Origin of the sequence: Microcoleus sp. FACHB-68 (genome assembly GCF_014695715.1) — a bacterium.
In the GTDB taxonomy this organism is placed as follows: domain Bacteria; phylum Cyanobacteriota; class Cyanobacteriia; order Cyanobacteriales; family Oscillatoriaceae; genus FACHB-68.
This window is the reverse complement of record NZ_JACJOT010000016.1, coordinates 122,914-149,024: the sequence shown is the minus strand read 5'-3', so window position 1 is coordinate 149,024 and position 26,111 is coordinate 122,914. Positions and strand designations below refer to the sequence as shown.

The 26,111-nt window shown below is 47.5% G+C and carries 19 protein-coding genes; 7 read left to right on the top strand and 12 right to left on the bottom strand.

Annotated elements, in window-relative coordinates:
- Nucleotides 1-157 precede the first annotated feature (157 nt).
- The 4 genes from H6F73_RS22070 to H6F73_RS22055 all read right to left on the bottom strand — a co-directional run bounded on the left by H6F73_RS22070 (nt 158) and on the right by H6F73_RS22055 (nt 5,542).
- Nucleotides 158-604, bottom strand: a complete 447-nt coding sequence (locus H6F73_RS22070) for a YlqD family protein (RefSeq protein WP_190669754.1) — start codon at nt 602-604, stop codon at nt 158-160.
- A gap of 35 nt (nt 605-639) precedes the next feature.
- Complete coding sequence (locus tag H6F73_RS22065; RefSeq protein ID WP_190760905.1) at nt 640-2,601, bottom strand: long-chain fatty acid--CoA ligase; 1,962 nt, start codon at nt 2,599-2,601, stop codon at nt 640-642.
- Nucleotides 2,602-2,783: 182 nt separating this feature from the next.
- Nucleotides 2,784-5,033: a DNA helicase RecQ gene (gene recQ / locus H6F73_RS22060; RefSeq protein WP_190760903.1), complete on the bottom strand. Its 2,250-nt coding sequence runs from the start codon at nt 5,031-5,033 to the stop codon at nt 2,784-2,786.
- Nucleotides 5,034-5,305: 272 nt separating this feature from the next.
- Nucleotides 5,306-5,542: a hypothetical protein gene (locus tag H6F73_RS22055; protein WP_190760902.1), complete on the bottom strand. Its 237-nt coding sequence runs from the start codon at nt 5,540-5,542 to the stop codon at nt 5,306-5,308.
- Between the two features lie 281 nt (nt 5,543-5,823).
- Between H6F73_RS22055 and H6F73_RS22050 the strand changes: the two genes are divergently transcribed.
- Nucleotides 5,824-6,105 carry a DUF427 domain-containing protein gene (locus H6F73_RS22050; RefSeq protein WP_190760901.1) on the top strand — a complete coding sequence of 94 codons (282 nt, stop codon included), beginning with the start codon at nt 5,824-5,826 and terminating at the stop codon, nt 6,103-6,105.
- 63 nt (nt 6,106-6,168) lie between these two features.
- Here the strand turns inward: H6F73_RS22050 and H6F73_RS22045 are convergent, their stop codons facing one another.
- The 8 genes from H6F73_RS22045 to H6F73_RS22010 all read right to left on the bottom strand — a co-directional run bounded on the left by H6F73_RS22045 (nt 6,169) and on the right by H6F73_RS22010 (nt 17,773).
- Nucleotides 6,169-7,605, bottom strand: a complete 1,437-nt coding sequence (locus H6F73_RS22045; RefSeq protein WP_190760900.1) for a hypothetical protein — start codon at nt 7,603-7,605, stop codon at nt 6,169-6,171.
- Between the two features lie 429 nt (nt 7,606-8,034).
- Complete coding sequence (gene recR, locus H6F73_RS22040) at nt 8,035-8,652, bottom strand: recombination mediator RecR (protein ID WP_190760989.1); 618 nt, start codon at nt 8,650-8,652, stop codon at nt 8,035-8,037.
- A gap of 130 nt (nt 8,653-8,782) precedes the next feature.
- Complete coding sequence (locus H6F73_RS22035; RefSeq protein WP_190760899.1) at nt 8,783-10,471, bottom strand: glycosyl hydrolase family 28-related protein; 1,689 nt, start codon at nt 10,469-10,471, stop codon at nt 8,783-8,785.
- 284 nt (nt 10,472-10,755) lie between these two features.
- Nucleotides 10,756-11,058: a Mo-dependent nitrogenase C-terminal domain-containing protein gene (locus H6F73_RS22030; protein WP_347239597.1), complete on the bottom strand. Its 303-nt coding sequence runs from the start codon at nt 11,056-11,058 to the stop codon at nt 10,756-10,758.
- Nucleotides 11,059-11,565: 507 nt separating this feature from the next.
- Nucleotides 11,566-13,593 carry a bifunctional serine/threonine-protein kinase/formylglycine-generating enzyme family protein gene (locus H6F73_RS22025; RefSeq protein WP_190760988.1) on the bottom strand — a complete coding sequence of 676 codons (2,028 nt, stop codon included), beginning with the start codon at nt 13,591-13,593 and terminating at the stop codon, nt 11,566-11,568.
- A 146-nt stretch (nt 13,594-13,739) separates the two neighbouring features.
- Nucleotides 13,740-15,503, bottom strand: a complete 1,764-nt coding sequence (locus H6F73_RS22020) for a ribonuclease J (RefSeq protein ID WP_190760897.1) — start codon at nt 15,501-15,503, stop codon at nt 13,740-13,742.
- Nucleotides 15,504-15,702: 199 nt separating this feature from the next.
- The gene (gene dapA, locus H6F73_RS22015) at nt 15,703-16,602 is read right to left on the bottom strand and encodes a 4-hydroxy-tetrahydrodipicolinate synthase (RefSeq protein ID WP_190760896.1); all 900 of its coding nucleotides are present in this window, start codon (nt 16,600-16,602) and stop codon (nt 15,703-15,705) included.
- A gap of 124 nt (nt 16,603-16,726) precedes the next feature.
- The gene (locus H6F73_RS22010; RefSeq protein ID WP_190760895.1) at nt 16,727-17,773 is read right to left on the bottom strand and encodes an aspartate-semialdehyde dehydrogenase; all 1,047 of its coding nucleotides are present in this window, start codon (nt 17,771-17,773) and stop codon (nt 16,727-16,729) included.
- Nucleotides 17,774-18,327: 554 nt separating this feature from the next.
- Here H6F73_RS22010 and tig point away from each other — a divergent pair.
- From tig to H6F73_RS21980, 6 genes are all read left to right on the top strand, one after another.
- A complete protein-coding gene (tig, locus tag H6F73_RS22005; protein ID WP_347239596.1) occupies nt 18,328-19,959 on the top strand; it encodes a trigger factor in 1,632 nt (543 codons plus the stop codon).
- 206 nt (nt 19,960-20,165) lie between these two features.
- A complete protein-coding gene (clpP, locus tag H6F73_RS22000) occupies nt 20,166-20,849 on the top strand; it encodes an ATP-dependent Clp endopeptidase proteolytic subunit ClpP (protein ID WP_190760894.1) in 684 nt (227 codons plus the stop codon).
- 15 nt (nt 20,850-20,864) lie between these two features.
- Complete coding sequence (gene clpX, locus H6F73_RS21995) at nt 20,865-22,205, top strand: ATP-dependent protease ATP-binding subunit ClpX (RefSeq protein WP_190760893.1); 1,341 nt, start codon at nt 20,865-20,867, stop codon at nt 22,203-22,205.
- Between the two features lie 91 nt (nt 22,206-22,296).
- Complete coding sequence (locus H6F73_RS21990; protein ID WP_190760892.1) at nt 22,297-23,154, top strand: alpha/beta hydrolase; 858 nt, start codon at nt 22,297-22,299, stop codon at nt 23,152-23,154.
- Between the two features lie 194 nt (nt 23,155-23,348).
- Nucleotides 23,349-24,086 (top strand): rubrerythrin family protein, encoded by a 738-nt coding sequence (locus H6F73_RS27105; protein WP_199330729.1) that lies wholly within the window; start codon nt 23,349-23,351, stop codon nt 24,084-24,086.
- A 579-nt stretch (nt 24,087-24,665) separates the two neighbouring features.
- Nucleotides 24,666-26,111 carry a ribulose bisphosphate carboxylase small subunit gene (locus tag H6F73_RS21980; protein ID WP_190760891.1) on the top strand — a complete coding sequence of 482 codons (1,446 nt, stop codon included), beginning with the start codon at nt 24,666-24,668 and terminating at the stop codon, nt 26,109-26,111.

The following is a 26,111-nucleotide window of genomic DNA, read 5'->3' as shown; positions in this document are numbered from 1 at the left end:
CGATCTGAATCGACAATTAAAACGACAGCAGGACAAGATTGAATTGTACCCTGTTTAGGGGTAAGGGAAAATAGAGAGGAATTCGGGGCTAGGTAGAAGAGAGGGAGTGAGTGGTTGAGTGGACTCAGCACTCAGCACTCAAAACTTAGCACTCAGACTAGAGATCGCCGCGAATTTCCTCTACCACACCATCGCGCAGCAGAATTTCAACTTGCATTTTGTGAATCAAGTTGTCACCGCGCTCAATGCGGAAAAAGCTTTCAATTTGACCTTGGTTGACCTCTTGTTCAAGTTCTAACTGCTGCACTTGTTGCAACTGTTGTAAAATTTGATTTTTTTGCTCTAGCAGCTCACTTTTCTTTTGATTCACCTGACCTTGAATGTTTTCAATTTGTTGCATTACCTGAGGGCCGGGGGGCTGCAAGCTTTGCCTCTGAATTTCCGAAATCATCCGCTGCCCTTGCATTTCTAGCTGTTGCAACTGACTGTCTAGTTGGTTGATTTGGGCTTGGAGTTGCTGTTGCGCTTCTTCTTTCCACCGCGAGGTGACGATAGCTTTAACCGTAATAGCGCGTTTCAGTAATAAAGAGTTGGCCGCATCCATAAACATTGCTCTGGGGAACGCTTAGTATTTCGGGATCAAGAAAACATCCCGTTAATCATATCGCGGTAGTGTTCCATCACAACGGGTCGCTTAATTTTCAGCGTTTGTGTCATCATGCCGTTTTCGATCGTAAAGGGTTCGGCAATTAGGCGGAAGGGTCCAATGCGGTCGTCTGGGCGGTATCCAGGCCGGTTTGGTACTTCACGATTTAATTCTTGGCGGAACAACTCTTGCACCGGCTTAGCACTCAAATCAAGTTCTTTTCCATCTGCCGGCAGCGGGATATTTTGCTCAATTGCCCATTTTTGCAGTGCGTCTAAGTTTGGCACAATCAAAGCCCCTAGCACTTTTTGGTCTTGACCGACTAACATAATTTGGTCAATGTAAGGACTACGAACACAGGCATCTTCAATCGGCTGAGGCTCGATATTTTCCCCATTGGTTAGCACAATGGTATCCTTGGCGCGACCTGTGAGTACCACATCATTACCCGGTGTTAGCCAGCCCAAGTCGCCGGTGTCAAACCAGCCGTCTTTGTCAATTGCCTTACTTGTTGCTTGGGGATTTTGAAAATAACCTTGCATGAGTTGCGGCCCTCGCGCCAGAACTAAACCACGTTCACCGGCAGGTAAGACTTGGCGAGTTTCTGGATCGACAATGCGAATTTCAGTTGCCGGTAGAGGCCGGCCAGATGAACCGCGCAAGTTATGCCAGGGACGCCGTGCAGTTAAAACCGGCGTGGTTTCTGTTAAACCGTAACCTACCAGCAATTGCACATCAACAATTTCAAAAAAGTTTTCCAAGTGCATTGCCAGGGAACCGCCTCCACAGATGGCGTACTTCATCCGCCCTCCTGTGGCTTCCCGAATCTTGCCGTAAACCAGCCGGTCTGCGAAGGTATGGAATGGCCAGAAAGCGGCTGTTTTGATGCCGGCCAGTAACTTTTCAGGAAGTGAGGGAGGATGAGGTTCTAGGCGCAATTCTTTCAGCGTGCGGCGAGATTCGATGTAGCTTTGACTGAAGCCTAGCAAGGTTTTCACCAACTTTTGTTTGTTTGCCGGTTGTTCACGAAATTGTTTCTGAATCGCTTCATAAATCGATTCCCACAGACGGGGAACGGCGATCAAATACTGCGGCTTGTACTGTTTCAAGTCTTGTTTGACGTAGCGAATGTTGGTGTAGATTTGGGTGCAGCCTTGGGAGAGAAGGAAGTATTCCCCAATACGCCCGAAGCTGTGCCAGGTGGGAAGAATCGTCAGGGCGCAGTCGCCCATGTGCGCTTGCAATGCCACCCCAAGAGTATTAATTTGGTGCAGGAAGTTTGCATGGGTGAGGATGACGCCTTTTGGTTTGCCGGTGGTGCCAGAGGTGTAGAGAAGGGTGGCCAGAGTTTGGCCTTTTGGCATGGCTAGCCTGAGCGTTTGGCTTGCCGCTTCTGCCATCAGTTGGGTGTAGTTGACAATTTTTAAGGTTTCTGATTCGGGGGGTTGTTCATCTGAGAGTAAAACGACCCACTGCACCGGCAAGTCGTCTAGCTGGGGACGCAGTTTTTTTAGTGTGGCAAGGTTTTCTACGACTAAGCCGGTGCTGCCGCTATTTTCTAAGATATACAGCAGTTCATCGCGATCTGCTTGAGAGGATCTGACGGCATCTGCGCCGCCGGCTGTCATAATGCCTTGATCGGCGATGAACCACCGGGGATTGTTATCAGAAAACAAGGCAACACGGGGGGGAACTCCGTCGATTGCTGGAGGTAAACCTAATGACTGGATGCCGCCGGCAAACTGTTGTATTTGATCGGCAAGTTGGGTATAGGTAAGCTTTACTTCAGGTTTGCTGTGGGGGTCCCACAGGGCAAGTGTTTGGCCGAACCGAGAACGCGCTAGAGGCCAAATTTCTGGCAGAGACTGCACAGAATTGTACTCTGCCATGTCGGCAACGTTGGCGCGTTCTCGCTCGGTCATGTAGGAATAAAGGTCGGTGGCGGGGCGATTCATGACTTTAATTGTGAGTTTTAGTGGGTAAGTTTAAGTATGTGAGGTGATTTGACGGGCTGTGCCAATTTTATGACAGTTGTTGAAGTTGCATTCGCTTCGCTTTTGGTTAATTTTTGTTTTTTAACCGCAGATGCACGCAGATAAACGCAGATAAGGTTGAGGGTTGGATGCAAGGGTTGGTTTTAGGGTTGCTTTTCTGGCTGTGTGAGTGCTTTTTGTCCGTTTCGCACCCATGCGCCGACTAAGCGAATTTCTCCATAACTGTAGGTTTCCTCTAAATATTCATAAACGGGTTTGAGGGCGTGGGTTCCGACGGCTTCGATGGCTTGCAAAATTCTCTGCCGATCTGGTAGTGGCACGATCTGGTTTAAATCTACCGGCTGATTCATTTCTATCAGTTCAGCTAGATGGTTGGTGATGGTGGTGGGTTTGAGGTTGCGCTGTTTAGCAATTGCTTCGACGCTTAAACCTTGCCGGTGCAATTCCAGTGTTTGCATTTGGGTGTAAGTGGGAAGGTGGGCTGAATCTGGAGAGTTTTGTTTGAGGGTTGCCGGTTCTGGTGAAGCGCTGTTATTGAGACTCGCCCGTGGGCTAATGCCGTGTTCTTGACAGTAAGCTTGGATTTCGGCAATGAAGCGCTGCCCGTATTGAGCGAGTTTATAATCTCCTACGCCGGAAATTTGGCTAAATTCTTCAGGGGTTAGGGGTCTTTGCTGGGCCATCAATCGCAGGGTGGAATCGGCAAATACCATGTAAGGGGGGAGGGATTGCTCGTTAGCAAGTTGTTTGCGAAGTAACCGCAGCCGGCTTACCAGCATTTCTACTTCTGCTGAGTGGCGATCTTTGTCTGTCTCGGTGCTAGCTGCCGGTGCGCTGGGAACGGCGATTGAAACTGAGCGTTGTTTTCGCAAAACTTCCCAACTGCGTTCGTTGAGTTTCAGGACTTGATAACCATCTGCGGTTTCGTCTAATAAACCTTGGTGCACGAGTGATCGCCCTAGTAGTTTCCAATCATCGGCGGTTTTATCCATCCCGATGCCATAGGTTGAGAGTTCGTGATGTTTGTACTGTAAGATTTTCTCTTTTTTGGAGCCGCGCAGTACGTCAATAATATAGGTCATGCCGAAGCGTTCTTTGCAACGAGCGACGCAGGAGAGGAATTTTTGGGCTTCTATTGTCCAGTCTTGGATGGGTTTGGGCTGCCGGCAGTTGTCGCAGGTGTCGCAGTTGCCGGCAAATTCTTCGCCAAAGTAACTCAGTTGGATGGTACGCCGGCAGTCTGTGCCTTCGGCATAATCGATCATGCGGCGCAGTTGTTGATGGGCGATTCGCTGTTCTTGAGGGTCTGGTTTTTGGTCGATGAAGTGTTCGATGCTTTTTTTGTCGCCATAGCTGAAGAACAGGATACAGCGTGCCGGCTCTCCATCTCGCCCTGCCCGTCCCGATTCTTGATAATAGCTTTCTAAGTTGCGGGGCAAGTCGTTATGGATAACACAGCGCACGTCGGGTTTGTTAATACCCATGCCAAAAGCGATGGTGGCAACCATAACTTGCACATCATCGCGAATGAAGCGAGTTTGATTGATGCTGCGCTGTTCATCGCTCATACCGGCATGATAGGGCAGGGCGGAAATTTTATCTTGTTGCAATTTAAAAGCAAGTTCATCGACTTTGCGCCGGCTGAGGCAATAGATAATGCTGCTGCCACCGGCTTGTTTGATCAGTTGCAGGAGTTCTCTATAAGATTGCTTGTTTTTGGGGCGAACTTCGTAATAAAGATTAGGCCGGTTGAAACTGGCGATATGAATGCAAGGTTCTTGTAGCGCCAACTGCTGGATAATATCTTGACGTACACGGGTGGTGGCGGTGGCAGTCAGCGCCATGATCGGGATGTCTGGGTAGCGCCGGCGCAAGTGTTGCATTTGCCGGTATTCTGGGCGGAAGTCGTGCCCCCACTCGGAGACACAATGGGCTTCATCGATGGCAAAGGCGCAGACACCCAGTTGAGATCGCACTTGCTCTAAGAAGGGTAAAAATCGGTCGGCTAAAAGCCGTTCTGGGGCGACATAGAGCAGTTTAATGTTGCCGGCAAGGATGGCTTCTTCACGCGCCCGGACTTCTTGCCAGTTAAGGGTACTGTTAAGAAAGGTTGCGCCAATACCGTTATTTTGCAGCGCTTCTACCTGATCTTGCATTAAGGCGATCAGCGGCGATACCACCACTGTGACGCCTGGTTTGAGGAGTGCCGGCAACTGAAAGCACAGGGATTTTCCGCCGCCAGTGGGCATGATGATCAGCGAATCCCGGTGGGCTAAGGCGTCCTCTACAATCTGCCGTTGTCCGGGACGGAAGCTGTCATAGCCAAAAAAATGTTTGAGTGCTTGTTCTAAAGACAAGGGCTGGGTTGCCGGTAACGGGATTTTTGCTGACATTGCCCTCAGTGTGTCATGTACCTCTCACTTATTTTATGGGTTGAGGGTGCCGGTGTCTGTTCCCGACAGCCGAGCACTTCATTAATTCTTTAAAGATTTGTCCAATAAAGCTGCCGGTATAAATTCCTGTCGCTACCGGCTGTCTGCGTTCGATTTTACTTGAACTTGCCGGTCTTTCTCTTGGAATTTTGCGTAAAGAGGGATACACGTATCCGGTTATTTGCCGGTTGTAAAGAAATTTGTATTAGTGCAGAATTTCGCATCTAGTGACCTTAAAAGGTCTTGTGAGGACAGGAAATGGTTATCCCCTTATGGTTGCATCCGACATACAATCCCCGTAGCCACCGGCTTTGTTTAATCAAGTCTGAAACTTCTGAGATTGAGGAGTTGGCTATGGGTTCGCTTTCGCAGGTGACACCGGCTGCTGTGGTTCCTGCCGTTGAAGTCGTTGTAGATAGCAGCTTTGTTTGCCCCATCACAGCGCAGAGTTTGCCGGAGTGCGCCTGCATGAAATCATCCCTCAAACTCCATGACTTTTGTGTTTTCTGTCCCGCAGCGCGGTTATCAAGCTAGTTGCAATTCAAGAAGCAGAGTTTCTGGTAGTTATGCCAAATATTAGTGTGAGAAAATTCTTTTTTGAAATTGCCAGATCCTCGCCGCAGTCAGAGCCGGCAGCGAATAGCGATTCCTCCCAAATTCAACATTTTTGCCTTTAAAATTGCCAGGGGAGTTTACTGTACCGAGATGCTCAGGCACAATGTTGGGTAAGCAGTTTTTAGTGGAGTCTCTTATGCCAAAAGCAGTGTGGAACGGTACTGTGATAGCCGAAAGCGATCAAGGTCAAGTGGTGGAAGGCAATTATTATTTTCCGCCGGATGCGATTAAGCAGCAGTATTTCAAGGAAAGTAACACCCACACCACCTGTCCTTGGAAAGGGGTTGCGAGTTATTACAACGTTGAAGTTGAGGGTCAAGTTAATAAGGATGCGGCTTGGTACTATCCGCAGGCAAAGGATGCAGCGAAGAACATTGAAGGATATATCGCATTTTGGAGAGGCGTGAAAGTTGAATAAAGGGTAAATTTTCTTTACCTTTTTTAGGGGCGGTAGATATACCGCCTCTGCTTTTTTCTTTGACTACTTATTCACGACTTCTTTATGCCGGCGCTGTTGGATGAGCCATCGAGCGATTAGCCCTACTAAAATGCCGAGAAAAGCACTCATGAGCAGGGATGTAATGAAGGGATGAAGGGTGCGCGAGGTAAAGGGTGGGTGAATAGGGTTTTCCGGCGTTAGGTGAGTGGAACTGCTAGCAACAACCACGGCTGTTCCGATGCCGGCTCCTAACCATTTGATGGTGTCTTGCCGGCAGATTGCTTGCTCAGCTTGTTCAATTTCTACCATGCCTCTAATCGCGCTTAGCAGTTTTTCCAGCAAGCCCGATCCATGCTCAAAATAACCCAAATCTGCTTGAATTTCTTCTTGTAAATATAGACAGTTTTTTCGACTAAAGATTTCTAGAAAAATTAAATTATCTGATTGCAGCTTCGCTTGAATTTTAGCGAGTTTTTCTTCATAACACTGGGCATTCATTTTAATCATGTGCCGGCACTGGTCTAAATCTCGCAGTAATCTAGAATATTCCAATGCAGCCTTGGGAATTTTTTTCAATACTCCTTTATATTGAAATAATTCCTGACAATATAAATCATTTTTATCACCTAAGCACTCAATTTTTTCAACTTCATCCTCTATGGTTTTGTAGGCATCATAAATATTTTTATAAACTTTCCGGCTGTTGAGATAAGATTGAACAACTTTGCTTCTATAATAAAATAAATCCATTAATTCTTTATAGCATTTCTCAAATTTTGTGTCAGTTACCGTATGGCAAAACAACCAAACTAAAATGTGCTGGTGAGGTGGGGGCTGATTGATAATGCCATATTCAAAAATAGCACTGCCAAAAAGTAGGCCGTCTCGATTGAATTTAGGACGGTGTAAGGGATCGGGAATGAATTCCTCAACACATTGATCTGCAAGTTCTCTTAAAAACTGTTTATCTTGGTAATTTTGTCCCTCTGTTAGCCAAGCTGTAATTAACAGCGTTTGACCCAGAGATGACTCAATAAACTCTGGCAGTAAGCAACTATCTGGATTGAACTTACTCAGAATCGAAAGGTCTACAGACTCTGTTTTCTTGCCATTTTCTCGATCAGGCCGGCGAAGATTTAGCCAAAGCGCATAACTGTCATGAGTTTGCAGCGGATAAGCAAAGCCAGAAATTTTGACAACTTGATGATCGTTTAAGAGCAACTGACCATTAAGCGGCAAAGAAACTTTATTGTCTTTAATTTCCGTTTCTTTCAGTAAATCAACACGCGGACTATCTGAAAACTTTTGCTGATCTAACTTTTGTGTCAGCTTGAGGTCTTCAATTTTAAGTTTTTCAAAGATTTGATCGCATTTTCGCCACAACTGGTTGTTAGACTGTTCCCCAGTAGAGTCCCCATAGCCGTTGCGGAGATGAAATGCAAACAGGTGGATGTTAGGCGCGTAGACTTTATGATTCATGGCTTAGAAGTTTTGACGGTGAGTCATTAATCCTGTCTTTAACTGCCTTGGGTAGGATAAAACAAAGATTTTTTTTAATTAGCAATTCTTCGGTGGGGTGTCCGTGGGGACTGTGGTATTTTCTATATGATAGCTAGCGAAACCGGCATTGATGAGCTAACAGTCGTTTTTGCATTAATCAAGAATAGTACCACCAGCAAGGCAGTTATTGTATTATTTAAAAATTTCGAGTTGGCACATTCCTCGCCTCGTTGGGCCAATTTCAATATTAAATCAGATTGATTTACAGGGAAACCAACAAGAGAGAAAGGGGAAAAAGTGACACCGGCAGCTCATTTTCCATTTCTGTTAAGGCGGTGAGTGAATGGCGGGAATAGGGCCGGCACACAGCCAGCGCCCTTCGGTTTCATTTTGGCATCCTGAAACCTGTTATAACTCCCGCCGGCCTTCTAACGCCCGCGCCAGGGTCATTTCATCCGCATATTCTAGATCGGCACCCATCGGTAAGCCAAAGGCAATGCGCGTCACCTTGGTGAAAAGCTTAAGCGATCGGCCCACATAAAGTGTCGTCGTCTCTCCTTCCACGCTGGGACTAATGGCCAGAATGACTTCCTTAATCTGTTGTCCACTCACCCGCTGCACGAGGGGTTGAATGCTCAGTTGCTCTGGGCCAATCCCATCCATTGGTGAAATGACGCCACCCAAAACGTGATACTTCCCGCGATACTCTCGCGTTTTTTCTAAAGCAATCACGTCGCGGGAGTCTGCAACCACGCAGATCGTCTCGTTGTCCCTGGTAGGGTTGCGGCAAATTTCGCACACCGGCTCTGCTGAGAGGTGAAAACACACTTGACACAACCCGACCTGTTGTTTGGCCTCAATTAAAGCTTGGGCCAGCGCTTGAATTTCGGTGTCTGGTCGCTTGAGGATATGCAACGCTAAGCGCTGCGCGGTTTTAGGGCCAATTCCGGGTAACCGTTGCAGCTGCTCAATCAGACGAGCTAAAGGACGTGTGTAAACTTTGAGCCTCCTTCGGTGGCTGTAAATCTCTATTACTATGATGACATTCCGAGGGAAGTTGCAACTCGGTAATTCCTTAAAATTTTCTATCTGGAAGTTTTGGAGATAGGCCGGCAGCGTGGGATTCGGAGATTTTCAGCTTGGGAACTATGATGAATTAGTTTAAGCAAGGTTTGGTTTGGAAACCTGTATTTCCGCTAACTGCTACATGGCAGGATGCTTCGATTGCTCCTGTATTATTACCGGCATTATTTTTGATTAAGTTGCCGCTTCCGCCTGCGCTGGATTTTGCTAAAATTCCTCCGTTTACTGTGTTATTTTCAATTTGCACATTTTCCATTGAATTAGATTGTTTATTCGTATCTGCCACAACATAAATGAGTGCAGTGTTGGTGATATTATCGAATAAGTTGTTTTCAGTAATATTGACATTACGAATTGAGGGAACTTTATAAAAGCCAATGTAAGAATTACCTTGATTTTTGGTAATAGTCGCTCCATTCACTTGAGTTCCCCCACAGCATTCTTGAACTAAAATTCCTTCTCCATCAACGCTGAGATATTTAGAATCCATGATTCGATGCCGGTAAACTTGATAGTTATTTCCCTCTAGGCGAACATTCCAACCAGACCAATCAATTGCGCGGTTTTCTAAGGTGACGGAACCTTGAGGTTCTTTGATGCCGGTGGGATCTGTCCACCATTGTTTATTTTCGCTATCTTGAATTTGATTATCTTGAACGATTAAACCCTCACCTGATGCTTGAATTCCCACTCGCATACTGTGATAAACCCAGTTATCCCGAATAACAATTCCTTTGCGAAATAATCCTGGCTCGGTTTGAGGGTTGCCGGCAAGGCTATAACCACCGGCTTTGGAACGATTCACGACAATTCCGTAATGATTGCCGTAGTGGAAAGGAACTTTATTACCTTCGGAATAAGTGATAGTATTGTTGCCTTTAAGCGGTCTAACTTTATAACCGGGTTGCTCGTAATTGTCGGTAATCGCGTCGTTAATCCGATTGTTGGCGACTAAAACATTTTCATAAGCATTAATTTTTAAATTTGCGGCAAAGCGATGGCTATATCGCATCCAAGGTTCTTGAAAGGAAGGATTGGGAATATTTGGATCTGGATCAGCAACGTTGTTGTTGCGAATGCCAAAGATCATAATATTTTTGTTTTTCCCGCTATTCGTATCTCCCTCCCAATAAATGCCGGCCCGATTAATATCAATATTGACAAGACCAATATTACTATCTTGATTGGGTGAAGCGGTTAGAATTTTTTTAAAGGCTGTCTGGTTGGGGGTTCCGTTTCCTGATAATTTTGGCTCGTATTTAGGAAAGACAAACTTTGTCGGGGGAGCATAAGAGCCGGCTTTCGCATCTTTAACTGAAGGCGTTTCTCCGCGAATAACAACTCCATTTTTCAGAGAAATACTATCGATAAAATTATAAGTGCCGGCAGGAAAGTAAACCACCCCGCCACCGCCGGCTGATGCCGCATCTCGCGCGGCATTAAATCGCTCGATTGGGGAACCTTTAAAATCTTTTATGTTATAAACACAATTCCACTTAATTTGATTTGTCCAAGAATACGTGGAATTGCCGTAACGAGCGGTTATTGGGTTATCTGTGGGGCTGCCGGTGGCACTACCGCAGGAGGATGAAGGGTTAGCGGTGAATGTGGAGCTTTCAGATTGGGGAATTTCTAAGGCTGTCAGATAATTGTAAGCAACAGACAGACTGTAGATTCCACCAAAAAAACTAAAGAATAAAGCGATAACTAAAAAAACTTGCCAGAACTTTTTAAAACGCCGGTTCGCAGGTTTTCGGCTCATTCGCGATCTCCTTCAAGGGTGATGATCTTTCCTGTGCCACAGTATCATGTGGGTGCAGAATCTTTAGCCCCCTGAAGGAGACAATGCTTGGGAATATAACGCCGGCATCAACGCTTTTGTCTCTAAGAAAAAGAGCGGAGCCAAATAGACTTTTTCGGGTTGACGCGGGGCAAGTGTTCAAACGTTGCAGTTAATTAGCCTTAAATGCTCGCCACCATTGGTTGTGTGAGGAAGCTGAGATTGTTGGTGGGTTGCCGGCAATCACTGCTTTAATCAGTGCAAGATTAGCAGTAGCGAGTGACATCTTCACCGCATTTATCTGCTAGATAGCAAAGTGCACGGAAACGCAGCCCTACCACTTCTTCGTAAAGGGGGTTGAGCTTGCACATGGGGGGAATGTGAAACAGGGTGCGCCCAAACACTTTGATGTCGCGCTCAAACGGGCACTGAGCGGGAATCAGTTGGCAAAGCCGGTGAGCCAATTCGCGGTTTTGGACTTGTACTTGATCGAGCCACTGCCGCAAGGGTTGGAGTGGATCGAAGCCGGGTTTTTGAGATGGATAATTCGCTGTTGTTGCTGCACTCATAGGGGTTTCCGGTTTGGCAATCCAGACCCAGCTTGCAATGGTGATTGTCCGTATGGTATTGTGGGATACATTCATGTTTTTTTCCTCTGTTGGCAGAAGTTGTAGGCACGCCTCTGCCGACTTTCTACAAGACCTCAGCTAGGTTTCCCGGATTTGTGCTGCTGTTAACGGGTTGGCTTTGATTATGAGCCGGCGCAGAAATCCTGAACTTGAGCTGAGCAACTGGGATGCTGTTGCATTCCTCTGTTATTCTGCCCAAAAAGTGAAGACTTTATAAAGGATTAACATCACTAAGTTAAATATTTCTTCTCACCGCCATAAGTGATCGATATCACTACGCGGTGCTTTATATGCTGCTGTCGGCTCAATTCGGTCGCTCATTCCAGGTGATGAGTCAAACAATGCCGGCATCCACTAACGCAGCCGGCTTGACGGGAGCTAAATCTTTAGTAAGTTCTGGCAGCCGGCATAAAGTGGCAATTGCATACAGAGAGGTTTCAGTTGATTCTATGCGGGAACAAGCACTACCCGAAAACCAATGTAGTAGCTCCAATAGTCCGGCACGTTCCTGCTACGATTGGCACTACGGCAGTTCCTGGGGTTGAAGTACCAAGAACCTCCACGCTGCATCCGGCCATAACCGTGCTTTTTACTCAACGGGCTAGAAGCCCCCTCTTCACTCCCATAGAAGTGAATGATATCTCCACCACTTTCCCACGCACTGCCATCAGAAGGCGCACCGTTGTAATTCTCATGCCAGACATCTTGACACCACTCCCAGACATTGCCGTGCATATCATACAGCCCAAAGGCATTGGGTGGAAAACTCCCGGCATCGGTTGTTTCTCGTCGGTTAACGCCTTTTGGTGCTGAGGCGTAGATGTAGTCGCTATTATAGTTAGCCAAATCAGACGTTATTGTCTTACCAAAGTAAAACGGGGTGGTGGTGCCGGCGCGACAGGCATATTCCCACTCGGCTTCGCTGGGTAAACGATAGTTGCGCCCCGTTTTTTTCGAGAGTTTCTGGCAAAATGCAATAGCATCATTCCAAGATACATTTTCTACCGGCCTATTATTTCCTCTAAAGTGAGCCGGGTTATTCCCCATCACGGCTTGCCACTGCACTTGGGTGACAGGGTATTTGCCCAAAAAAAACGGCTGTAGCATTACCGAATGCTGGGGACTTTCACTGCTCTCTCGCTCTTGTTCCGTGGCTGGGGAACCCATGAGAAATTTGCCGCCGGGAATTGCCACTGTTTCTAGAATTACATTGTTGCTGAGATTTTCGACAAAAACGCCCGCTTGTCTGTGCTGTCGACTGACAGTTTCTCCCCTGGCATTGACAGTAACGGTTGTGAATCCAAACGTTGGAGTTTCCGGTTCAGGCGGGTGCGGATTATCTCCTACGGTTTCAGGCTGTTGGTTCCAAAAATTTTTGCTGATCACCAAACCCACACCAACCACACCCGCAAACGCTGTCAGATGTAACAAAGTGCGCCGGGTTATTTTATTGGTAGGTGAGGGAGTCGTTGGGGTGGATGAAGAAGGTGCTGCTGCAACGGAATTCAGCGGCGTGGGTGAAGAAGGTGCTGCTGCAACAGAATTCAGCGGCGTGGGTGAAGAAGGTGCTGCTGCAACAGAATTCAGCGGCGTAGGTGAAGAAGGTGCTGCTGCGACGGAATTCAGCGGCGTAGGTGAAGAAGGTGCTGCTGCGACGGAATTCAGCGCTTGTAACGCTTCTGTTGCATCTTGGTAACGTTGAGTGAAGTGAGAACGCACCATTTTGTCTAAAACATCTGCTAACCCATCGCTGACAGAAACGCGATTTTTCCAAATCACTTCACCATCATTGTCTTCTGGCAATTGATTGGGCGTGATTCCTGTCAGTGCTTGTATGCCAATCATCCCTACTGCGTAAATATCGCTGCTAGGTTTAGGTCTACCCATTGCCTGTTCGATAGGCATATAACCGAGAGAGCCAATAGCAACTGATACATTGGTGTGCCCCTGTGCGTTAACCATCAGTACGCCGATTTCTTTCACTGCCCCGAAGTCTATCAGCATCAATTGGTCATCTTTTTTCCTCCGCATGATATTTTTGGGGTTGATATCCCGGTGGATGATATTTTTGTGGTGAACATCCGCCAAAATTCCCAAAATTTCCTGCAAAAGTTTAATTGCTTCAGGCTCACTCAACTGCTTGTTCTCAGTGAGTTCCTCCGTCAAGTCATGCCCCTCAATATAGTCTTGAACGAGATAAAATTCTCCAGTTTCCTCAAAGTGGGCAAACAGTCGGGGAATGCGCTCACAACTGTTGCCAAGTTTATACAAAACTTCTGCTTCTGTTTCAAACAAACGTCTGGCAACCAGCAACACGGCGGGGTTGGGATCTTTCGGTTGCAGGTGTTTAACGACACACAGGGGATGTCCCGGTAAATCCCGATCTTTTGCCAGATACGTGTCCCCGAACCCGCCGCTTCCCAGCAGCTTGACGATTTCGTAGCGATTCCGCAATATTTTACCGGCAACGAGCATAATCTGTACTCCGGGCAGTGGCAATTTATTGATTTTCGCACAATAGCCCTTGCTCCCGCACCGCACTCGCGCCGGCTATATAGCATCACACAAAAAATGAGGAGAAGAGAAAACTCTCCCCCTCATTTGCTTAATTGGCTGTTAAATTACGAGGCAACTTTAGCCGTTGGGCGGCGGCGTCTACCGGCAGTTTTCATCGGCGGTTCTTGAGGCGTTTGCATCAAGAACACCAGTAAAGGATTGCTTTGCAGTTCGCGGCGCAGCATTCGTTGCAGTTCGCGCTCAATTTGGACATGAAGGCCGGCCCAATCGACTTCCAGTTCGCCATCATTTGAAGGTTTGGCAAATTCTGTCCAGCGATCATTCAATAAACCTGCCAGAATTTCGCTGACCCACTGTTTCAACAGCATTCGCTCAACGGATGATACCACCCCTCGCAGGTGAACTTCCGGTTGCGCTGTCATTTGACCATTCCAGTCAATCGCGGCGGCAATCGTCACGACACCGTCTTCCGCAAGCTGCTGACGTTCTTTCAGGACGTTGTCTTTCACAACACCCGTACGGGAAGAATCCACCAGTTCCAATCCAGAGGGCACTTTATCGGCGATCCGCATACTGGTTTCGGTTAATGCAACAACATCTCCGTTATCGATAATCACCATATTCTCAGCGGGGATGCCCATACTCTGAGCGGTTTTAGAGTGCTGGATTAACATCCGGTGCTCACCGTGAACCGGCAAGAAGAATTTCGGACGGGTGAGGGCAATCATCAGTTTTTGATCTTCCTGACAACCATGCCCGGAAACGTGAATGCCTTTATCTCGGCCATAAACCACGTGAGCACCCTGCATCATCAGCTTGTCGATAGTGTTGACAACGGCGATGGTATTGCCAGGGATGGGGTTAGCGGAGAAGACGACGGTATCGCCTTTGCGGATTTTGATCTGCCGGTGTTCCCCATGAGCAATCCGTGTCATGGCTGACATTGGCTCACCTTGAGAGCCGGTGGTCAAAATCAACACTCGCTCATCAGGTAACTGGCGAATCGCGTGCAACGGCTCAAACAAGTTATCTTCGCACTTGATATAACCTAGGTTGCGGGCGTGTGCGATCACATTCAGCATGGATCTGCCAACGACAGATACAATCCGATTGTGTTTCTTAGCCAGCTCCAAAATCATCTGCAGCCGGTGAACTGAAGAGGCAAAGGTCGTGACAAATAAGCGGCCTGGTACTTGCGAGAAAACCCGATCTAAATTGGGATAAACAGACCGTTCTGAGGGGGTAAATCCTGGGGTTTCCGAGTTAGTTGAGTCGCTCATCAGGCACAGTACGCCTTTTTCGCCATACTCAGCCAATCTTTGAAAGTCGAAAAATTCGCCATCAACCGGCGTGTGGTCAACTTTGAAGTCGCCTGTGTGAATGAGAATGCCAACTGGGGTATGAATGGCAACGGTGAAGCTGTCTGCGATCGAGTGGGTGTTGCGAATGAATTCCACAAAGAATGAGGTGCCAATTCGCACCATATCGCGCGGCCCAACTTTTCTCAGTTCGGTACGGTTGGAAACACCGGCTTCTTCGAGTTTGCCTTCCAATAAGGCCATTGCTAAGCGCGGCCCGTAAATCACTGGAATATCAAATTGCTTTAAGTGAAAGGCAATGCCGCCGATGTGGTCTTCATGACCGTGGGTGACAATCATGCCTTTAATTTTGTGCCGGTTTTCCCGCACGTAGGTCATATCTGGCAGGACAATATTCACCCCGTGCATGGAGTCGCTGGGAAATCCTAAACCGGCATCCAACAAAATCATTTCGTCGTTGTATTCAAAGACGCACGTATTTTTGCCGATTTCGTGCAATCCGCCTAGGGGAATAATTCTTAGGGCTGTTGAAGATTCGTTTTGAGTCATGGACATCCTTTTGATAGATAATTTGGTTGTTAACAGTTGCAAATGAATTTAGCTAATCATTCATTGCTAATTTGCACTTAATCCGCTTCTTTAGTCATTAGCGATTCGCTACTGACATCTAGCAAATAACAGTTTTCCTGAAAGCTCAGGGGTGAGGCATCGCCTTCAAAGTATTCAATTTTGCAAAAAACCTGGATCGCTACCACACGCTCGTTTGCAGGAGAGATAACTCTTTGAGCACCGCTGATAAAGCTTGACTGACTTCAGCCGGTGGATCGCACAGGGGTAAGCGTGTTGAACCCACATCCCAGCCTTGAAGTTTAAGCGCTGTCTTAACTGGAATTGGATTGGTTGTTGCAAACAGGGCTTTAAATAGGGGGAATAATTGCAGATGAATTTGAGTGGCTTTGCCGGTTTTGCCAGTTTCAAATGCTTCGATCATTTCTTGGAGTTGTTCTCCCACCAAATGAGAGGCAACACTGACGACGCCGGCAGCCCCTACCGCCAGCATAGGAAGGGTGAGGGAATCATCTCCAGAGTATATCTTGAATTCCTCTGGGGTGGCGTATCGAACTTGAGTGACTTGATCCAGGTTGCCACTCGCTTCCTTAATCGCCACAATGTTGGGAATTTCAGCTAATCTCGCAACGGTTTCTGGCAGAAGATTTTGCCCTGTGCGTCCCGGAATGTTGTACAGCATCAACGGTAGGTCGGGCACTGCCTCGGCAATCGTTTTGAAATGCTGATAAAGTCCCTCCTGAGGTGGCTTATTGTAGTAGGGGACAACCTGCAAAGAACCATCCAATCCTATTCTAGCGGCTTTTTGGGTCGCTGCGATCGCTTCTGTGGTGGAATTGGAGCCGGTGCCGGCAATCACTTTCGCTTTACCGGCAACGGCTTGTTGCACAACCTGAAATAACTGATATTCTTCATCCCAGCTTAATGTGGGAGACTCGCCGGTTGTCCCGCACACGACTAAAGCATCTGTTCCGTGAGACGCTAAATGCGCTGCCAGTTGTTCAGCGACTGCGTAGTTGACACTCCCATCTTCTTTGAACGGCGTAATCATTGCCGTCACAACCCGTCCAAAATTTACCACACGTTTCTACCTAAGTTATTTTTGTATGCTTGTCCTTTGTGCAGCAGTCCTTTTTCCTTTGTCCGTTTGCAAATCATTTCCGGACTCGTAATTAGGGACAAAAGACGTAATTAGCGATTAACCTTTAGCTATTCGCACCGATTGCAACTGCCGGTTTTAACAAGTTTTTAGCAACCAATAATTCGGCAATTTGGACGGCATTTAAAGCCGCTCCTTTGCGAATTTGATCCCCGCTCAGCCACAGTTCTAAGCCGCAAGGATGAGAAATATCCTGACGAATTCTGCCAACTAATACGTCATCCCGACCTGTTGCTTCAAAGGGCATGGGGAAGTAATTCGCCTGCCAATCTTCTACTAACTCAACCCCTGGAGCTTCTGAGAGGATTTCCCGCGCTTTAGCCACACTAAACGGTTGGTCAAACTCTAGGTTAAGGGCTTCCGAATGGGCACGCAATACGGGAACCCGCACACACGTCGCACTAACTCGCAATGCCGGCGCACCGAAAATCTTGCGTGTCTCATTTACCATCTTCATCTCTTCCTCACAGTATCCCTGATCATTTAGCGGGGAATTATGCGGGAATAAGTTAAAGGCGAGGGGATAGGGGAAGATTTCTGTTTTGGGTGTTTCCCCGGCCAAAATCGCTTGGGCTTGGGCTTTCATTTCTTCCATTGCCCGCGCACCGGCACCACTTGCCGATTGGTAGGTGGCGGCAACGATGCGCTGCACCGGCGCAACTTTATGCAAGGGCCACACTGCCACACTCATTAAAATCGTGGTGCAGTTAGGATTGGCGATAATTCCCCGATGATTCGCCGCTGCTTCTGGATTCACCTCTGGCACGACGAGAGGAACGTTGGGGTCCATGCGAAACGCGCTGGAGTTATCGATCACCACCGCACCGGCTGCTACGGCTTTATGCGCCCACTGTTTCGACGTTGAACCGCCGGCAGAAGCCAAAACGATATCTACATTTTCAAACGCACCCTCTTCCACAGGCTCCACCGGCAGTTGTTCACCTTTAAAGGGTAAAGTCCGCCCTGCTGAGCGCGGGGAAGCTAGCAGCTTCAGTTCGCTGAGGGGAAAGTTCCGGTTTTCCAATAATTCCAGCAATTCTGTGCCAACTGCGCCGGTGGCTCCTAAAATTGCTACTCGATAAGATTCAGGCAAATTCGTTTCCTCCTGTTAACTCATCACAATTGTTTATTAACTTCGCGATCTTGAAACATCAAAAAAAAACTTGATTAAATCTAAAATTTAGCAGTCATTACTTTTGATTTTCCATTAAATTTTATCTAAAAAAGTATATTTTTCTGGGGATTTTCCTTATCCTTACACCCTGCTGATACAGTCTCCCGTCCAGTGCGCCTTTTATGGGCATTTCAACTAGAATAACCGATTCAAACTGCAACGCTGTTATAAATTTATCTTTAATTAGCCTATTTTGGAAGCGTTTAGGCCGGCCTAAAGCCCAGGAGCCTAATTAACTGGCTTTTTCATCACGCAATTTAGAAGATGTCGTTAGGTTAACAAGCTTATCACAGAAATTGTCACCCAATCTTGATCCGGCTCCAAGCTCCACCACAGCGCCTGAGATAGGCCGGCTAAGCGCACTGGGGTGAGCCTCGTTCAAACTTCCGTCACGGGCAGGCCGTAGAATTAAACAAAATACTGCGTTTGGATCGGTTACGATAGAAATTTGAACGGCGATCGTAACCGGAAGTTTGGGCTGGAAATACCCAGTTAGACCTAGCGGTCTTGTCCGGCCCGATCCCATCACCGGCTGCGAGCTGCTAGGCGATGTTGACCTCCATTGCTGGAGGATCGCCTTTAACGCAATCTCAGCCGGTGAAGCACCGAATAAAACCGATCAAGAACCATCACAGCTGTTGTCTGAAACGAACGCGCCCATGAAAGTCACCCAGGAAAAGCTTCCAGCTAGCCAAGTTGGCCTAGAAATCGAAATTCCCCCAGAAATGTCTACAAAGACCTACGAGCGGGTCATTCAAGACCTCAGCCGCACAGCGAATATTCCTGGGTTTCGCAAAGGCAAGGTTCCTCGCCAGATATTGCTCCAGCGCTTAGGAACCGTCCGCATCAAAGCCGCCACCTTGGAAGACTTGATTCAAAATGGCCTGGAAGCAGCCATCAAGCAGGAATCGATTCCAGCGATCGGCAACTATCAACTCCTCACGTCCTTCGAGGAACTGATCACCCAGTTTAAACCCGGAGAGCCGCTAACCTACAAAGCCACAGTGGATGTAGAGCCGGCAGTTCAGGTGAGTGACTACAAAGGATTGACGGTACAGGCTGAAGAAGTCAAGCCAGATTCTAGCCAAGTCGATAAGTTTCTCGAACAGCGCCGAGGGGAACAGGCTACCTTAATTCCGGTAGAAGGGCGACCGGCACAGCAGGGAGATATGGCAGTCGTTGACTATACTGCACGGTTTGCCAGTGACTCAGCAGAGGAAGCCACCGCAGAAGTTCCCGGAGCGCAAGCAACCGACTTTCAAGTGGAATTGGTAGAAGGCAAGTTTATTCCCGGCTTCATCGAAGGCATCTTCGGCATGAATCTGGGAGAAACGAAGGAAGTTACCGTTCAGTTTCCGGAAGATTACACCCGCGAAGACCTGGCCGGCAGATCTACAATTTTCACCATTACTCTGCAAGACCTCAAAGAAAAAGAGCTGCCCCCATTGGATGATGACTTCGCTCAAGAAGTCAGCGAGTTCCAAACCTTAGCAGAACTGCGAGAATCGGTCGAGTCCAAATATAAAGAGGATGCCGATAAGGAAACAAAAGCCAACAAAGAGCAAGCCTTGCTCAAGGAGCTTTTAAATCACGTAGAAATGGAAATTCCGGAAACGCTGATTGAGCGAGAAGTCGAGTACCTGCTCAAGCAAATGGCCATCCAACTGGGAAATTACGGCCTAGATGTCAAGCAGCTCTATAGTGAAGAAAACCTGCCCCAGATGCGGGAGCGTTCACGACCGGAAGCGATTGAGCGCATCAAACAGGCTCGCGCTCTGCAAGAAATTGCCAAGCTAGAATCAATCGAACCGACAGACGCAGAGATTGATACCCGGATCGAAGAAGTCGTGGCCCAGCTTGCCGGTCAATCCATTGATCCAGTCAGGGTGCGCGATTTTGTCCAAGCAGAGCTACAGCGAGAAAAAACCCTCGAATGGCTGGCAGAAAACGCGAACATCGAACTGCTGCCAGAAGGTTCTTTAACGAAAAAAGATGAGGCCGAACTTGAGGAAGAAGAAACGGCTGCGGCATCAGAGCAGATTCTTGAGGCTGAAGTCACTCAAGTAGATGAGCCGGCTGTATCATCTTCTGGAGAGCCAACCTGAAGCCGGTGAAAAAGACGCAAACTTTGCTCTTAAGCAAGAGCGAGTCGCGGGATTTGTGAGCCATTCGGGCATTTTTCCCGAAACAAACCGGCAGAGTCCATCTAGCTGCGGCATAATGGTGACAGATACCAGAGGCAGTCGTTGCTACCATCTGGAAAATTCCCTTAACAGCTAGATGCTAAATTGCACGCTTTGAGTTAACTCCTATGCTTGTATCTCAGTCCCAAAATGACCCATTTATCAACTTGAGTCGCTTGGAGATTCGCTCCGGCGCAGATGCTGTCCTCCCGATGGTGGTGGAACAGTCCGGCGTGGGGGAACGGGCGTTTGATATTTACTCACGGCTGCTGCGGGAAAGAATCGTGTTTCTGGGCACACCCATTGACGATGCCGTGGCAGACTCAATTGTGGCGCAGTTGCTGTATCTAGAAGCTGAAGATTCAGAAAAAGATATTCAGATATACATCAACTCTCCGGGTGGCTCAGTTTACGCCGGCATGGCAATTTACGACACCATGCAACAGATTCGCCCCGATGTGGTGACCATTTGTTTTGGCCATGCAGCAAGCATGGGGGCGTTTCTCCTCTGCGGGGGAACCAAGGGCAAACGGATGTCTTTGCCAAGCGCCCGGATCATGATTCACCAACCCCTTGGCGGTGCTCAAGGGCAAGCGATTGATATCGAAATTCAAGCCAAAGAAATTCTATATATCAAACGCAATCTCAATGAGTTGCTGGCCATGCACACGGGTCAGCCGTTTGAAAAAGTAGAAGTCGATACCGAGCGCGACTACTATATGTCGGCTTTAGAGGCCAAAGAGTATGGCCTGATTGACCAGGTGGTATCAAAGCAGAGCCTTCCCATCCCCGGAGAGGCCGTTAGCGCATAGAAATGAGAGGCAGATATGTCCAAGTACGACTCCCATCTAAAATGTTCCTTTTGTGGTAAGTCTCAGGAGCAAGTCCGCAAGTTGATTGCCGGTCCGGGAGTCTACATTTGCGATGAATGCGTAGACCTGTGCAATGAAATCTTAGACGAAGAGCTGTTTGATGCCGGCTCTGCAACTCCCCAGCCGACTCCGCGTTCTGAACCCCCTCAGAAGCGGCGAGCTCGGTCTGGGAATTTATCCTTGAATCAAATTCCTAAGCCGAGAGAAATTAAGAAATATCTCGACGAACACGTGATTGGCCAAGATGAAGCAAAAAAAGTGCTTTCTGTGGCGGTTTACAACCACTACAAGCGTCTGAGCTTCACCCAAGCCAAAGTTAACGGTAAAGCCGCTCCTGACGATACGGTGGAGTTGCAAAAGTCTAACATTTTGCTGATGGGTCCCACCGGCTGCGGCAAAACTCTTTTGGCTCAAACCCTGGCAGATATTCTTGACGTTCCCTTTGCCGTCGCGGATGCCACAACGCTGACAGAAGCGGGGTACGTTGGAGAAGATGTCGAAAATATTCTGCTGCGGCTGCTGCAAGTCGCAGACTTGGATGTAGAAGAAGCCCAACGCGGGATTATCTACATTGATGAAATCGACAAGATTGCTCGCAAGAGCGAAAATCCCTCAATCACACGGGATGTCTCCGGCGAAGGAGTACAGCAAGCGCTGCTGAAAATGCTGGAAGGCACTATCGCCAATGTCCCCCCCCAAGGAGGACGCAAACACCCCTATCAAGATTGCATCCAGATAGACACAAGCAATATCCTGTTTGTCTGCGGGGGAGCGTTTGTGGGGCTGGATAAAGTAGTTGAACAGCGCATTGGGAAAAAATCAATGGGCTTTGTTCAACCTGGAGAAGGTCAGCCCAAGGAAAAACGCGCAACAGATATTCTCAAGCAACTGGAACCCGATGACTTGGTGAAGTTTGGCATGATTCCAGAGTTCATCGGGCGGGTGCCAATGGTGGCGGTGGTGGAACCGCTGGATGAGGAAGCCCTCATTGCAATCTTGACTCAGCCGCGCAACGCCCTCGTGAAGCAGTACCAAAAGCTGCTGAAGATGGACAACGTGCAGCTAGAGTTTAAGGCAGAGGCAATTCGGGCGATCGCTCAAGAAGCTTACCGCCGCAAAACCGGCGCACGGGCGCTGCGGGGCATCGTGGAAGAGTTGATGCTGGATGTGATGTATGAGTTGCCTTCCCGCAAGGATGTATCGCGCTGTATGATTACGCGAGAAATGGTAGAGAAGCGCTCAACAGCGGAACTTTTAGTGCATCCGTCTTCGCTGCCTAAACCGGAATCAGCTTAAAATGGAGCATTGGGAATAGGGATCTGGTGAGATAGCTTCGCCCGCTCTACACTCAATGCTTCATACTTTATTCGCAACAAGCAGTTTCAGGATGCCCTACATTCAGGTTCGCGGAGTCGAACATTACTACGAATGGGTTAAATCACCGGCAGCTTCAGAAAACAAGCCGGTGATGGTTTTTATGCACGGATGGGCCGGCTCGGCTCGTTACTGGGAGACGACGGCAAAGGCACTCGCTGATCAATTTGATTGCCTGCTTTATGATATGCGCGGGTTTGGGCGTTCCAAGTTGCCAAAGCAGCAGCAGCCTGATCCGCAGACGCAGGAAGAATTAGATTATGAAATGGAAAGCTATGCCGACGACTTGCTGGGGTTGCTAGACGCTTTGCAGCTACAGCGCGTGTATCTCAACGCCCATTCAATGGGGGCGTCTGTGGCGACACTGTTTCTTAACCGCTATCCAGAACGAGTGGAACGTGCGATTCTAACGTGCAGTGGGGTTTTTGAGTACGAAGAAAAAGCGTTTAAGGCATTTCATAAATTTGGCGGCTATGTGGTCAAATTTCGCCCGAAATGGCTGGTAAACATTCCTTTTGCAGATCGGATGTTTATGGCGCGGTTCCTGCGCCGCAGTATTGCCGGCAACTTGAGACGTGCTTTCATGGAAGATTTTCTGGAGGCAGATTATGCGGCGGCGATGGGCACAATTTTTACCTCGGTGAGTGAGAAAGCATCTTTGGTGATGCCGCAAGAATTTGCTCAATTGAAAGTCCCAACGCTGCTGGTAGCCGGTGAGTATGACCAAATTATCCCAGCAGAAATGGGCCGGCACGCCGCCTCGCTCAGTGATAAGGTTGAGTTTGCCTTGATACGAGAAACCGCTCACTTTCCCATGCTTGAAGATCCGGCGACTTATTTAAAGTTGGTGCGGGAGTTTTTAGGAATTTAGGGAAAAAATACTAACGTAGACAGTGCCGGCTTTTTGGGCAAATGGGGTGCCGGTTTTGCAAAATTATTCCCCTCGCGCATCTTTTACCGTCAGCTAACCCTGACTTTAACAGTCAAAGATGCCGCTAAAATCAACCCACTAGGGCAGGGGAAACTTGCTCGGTGAGGAAAACACAAACCAAGGGGAGAACACTTATGAGTCCAGACTCATCCAAGGAAATGGATCTGTCAAATTCTAATACCTTTAAAAACTTAGAAGCTGCCTTCGCCGGCGAATCTATGGCGAATCGGAAGTATCTATTTTTTGCAGAAGTCGCCCGTCAATTAGGGTTTGGGGAGATATCCAAGTTATTCAAAGAAACAGCAGCACAAGAAACAGAACACGCGTTTGCCCACTTTTCTTTGTTGCATCCAGAACTTGCTGTAGAAGATGCAGCCGGTTTATCTGACGCCCAAAAACACGAAATTATGTCTCGCTGTCTTTCCCTAGCAGTTGAGGGCGAGACGTATGAATACAAGACAATGTATCCGGATTTTGCAGCAGATGCTGAGCGAGATCGCGACAGTGGCGCGGCAAATGAATTTAAAGCTCAAGCGGCGGAATCTGCCGAGCACGCACAGATGTTTCGGCAAGCAGCTCAACGTTTTGGATTGCTCAAACACACAGAGCAATTCCATGCAGAGCGTTATACTGAAGCGTTACAAGAATTAGAGGGAGAAAAGCCGGCACCGAGAGTTGTCAGCGATAACCCAGCCACCAGTCGTTGGATCTGCAAAAAGTGCAGCATGATTTACGATCCGGCTGTTGGCGATCCAGATTCAGGAATTGCCGCCGGCACACCTTTTGAAGAGATTCCAGAAGATTGGGTTTGCCCGATTTGCGGCGCTACTAAAAAGATGTTTGCGCTCATGGAAGAGAAGGCAGCAGCATAATTAAAAGGTCAAAAAAAGAATTTCTCTTTGTAAGGGGCATTTTGTTTGCCCTTTATTCTTTTATCCAATATAATTTTTTATAATTTAATTGGGTATAAAAAGAGAACAATGCAGTTAAACAAATATTTAACTTAAAAAAAGCAAGTAAAATTGTTAGATTAAAATCATTTTTTTCAAAACAAAGCTGTTGAAATATATCAACATAAAATACGATTTTATATTATTTTTTATTTTTAAATATACCAAAAGGAGGAAGGAGTGACGCCGTATCATGTGCTTGCCGGTTCCTCGCGTTTTTATAGGTTTCATAAGCTTACATAATATCTGAAGTGCTTAATCGCTTATCAAGTCGGTTGGGCAAAGCCGAGGCCGGTTATTCCTTTCTTTGGCAGAGTTCATTGATTGCTTCCCTACCGTTTATTTGTCAAAAGCCTTGAGTTCGCTTTTTCGTAGCCTGTAGCTTTGCGTTTTACGACTGTGAGTTTGTACCGGCTATTAAGAAAAATTCTACAAAACTGTCATTGTGTCATAAAATCTTAACAATAAAGGAAATCAGAGCAAACGCTAAAAATTAGACCAATGACGTATTACATTTCTCCCCGTTTTTTAGATAAAGTTGCGGTTCACATCACCAAAAACTTCTTAGACCTTCCGAAAGTACGAGTTCCGCTGATTCTCGGCATTCATGGACGCAAGGGAGAGGGCAAAACCTTTCAATGCGAACAAATTTTCCAAAGGATGGGCATTGAAGTCATTCATATGTCTGCCGGCGAGTTGGAAAGTCCAGATGCGGGAGATCCATCACGTTTGGTTCGCCTGCGCTATCGGGAAGCCGCAGAGTTAATTAAAGTGCGTGGCAAAATGTGCGTACTAATGATTAACGATTTGGATGCCGGTGCGGGGCGGTTTGACTCAACCACTCAATACACGGTAAACACACAGATGGTGAACGGCACCCTGATGAACATTGCCGATAATCCCACCAATGTGCAACTCCCTGGCAGTTATGATTCCACGCCTCTACACCGTGTCCCCATTCTTGTCACCGGCAACGACTTTTCCACCCTATATGAGCCGCTGATCCGGGATGGCCGGATGGAAAAATTCTACTGGGAACCAGACAGAGATGACCGAATTGGTATCGTTTCCGGTATTTTTGAGCAAGATGAACTTTCTCGCAAAGACGTTGAAAAACTTGTTGATACATTTCCCAATCAAGCGATTGATTTCTACGGTGCGTTGCGGGCGCGGCTTTATGATGAGCAAATCCGAGAATTTATTTACAAAATAGGAATTGAGCGGATTTCCTCGCGTGTGGCAAATAGCTCTGAAGGCAAGCCACAATTTCCTAAACCAGATTTCAGTTTGTCTCGCTTAATCGAATTTGGTAATTTGATGAGCCAGGAACAGCAACGGGTGCAGAAAACAGGGCTGGCAAAAGAATATAATCAAGTCTTGCGCTCAAATAATCAGCCGGCAAATCAATCGGGAAATCAACCCTCATCTTATCAACCGGCAAATCAATCGGGAAATCAACCCTCATCTTATCAACCGGCAAATCAATCGGGAAATCAACCCTCATCTTATCAATCGAAAAATCAATCGGGAAATCAATCCTCATCTTATCAACCGGCAAATCAACTATCATCAACCGAAAGGGAAGCCAAAAAGGCGGTTGATCGCAATGAGATAGCAAATGATCCAACTCATGTTGCAGCTTACCAGCAAGTGACCCACACCGGCAACGGTCATAATTCGCAACTCAGTGCAGAAGTGATGGAACAACTGCAACAAATTGTGCAAGGTGGATATCGCCTTGGCATTGAGTATGTGGATAAGCGCCGGTTCCGAACAAATTCTTGGATAAGTTGTGCTTCAATTCCAGCGAATCAAGAGTCGGAAGCAATTTCAGCATTGGAAGCTTGCCTGCATGAGCACAGTGGGGATTATGTGCGTTTAATTGGCATTGACCAAAATAGTAAGCGCCGTGTTGTTGAGTCAATTATTCATCGCCCGAAAAGCTAG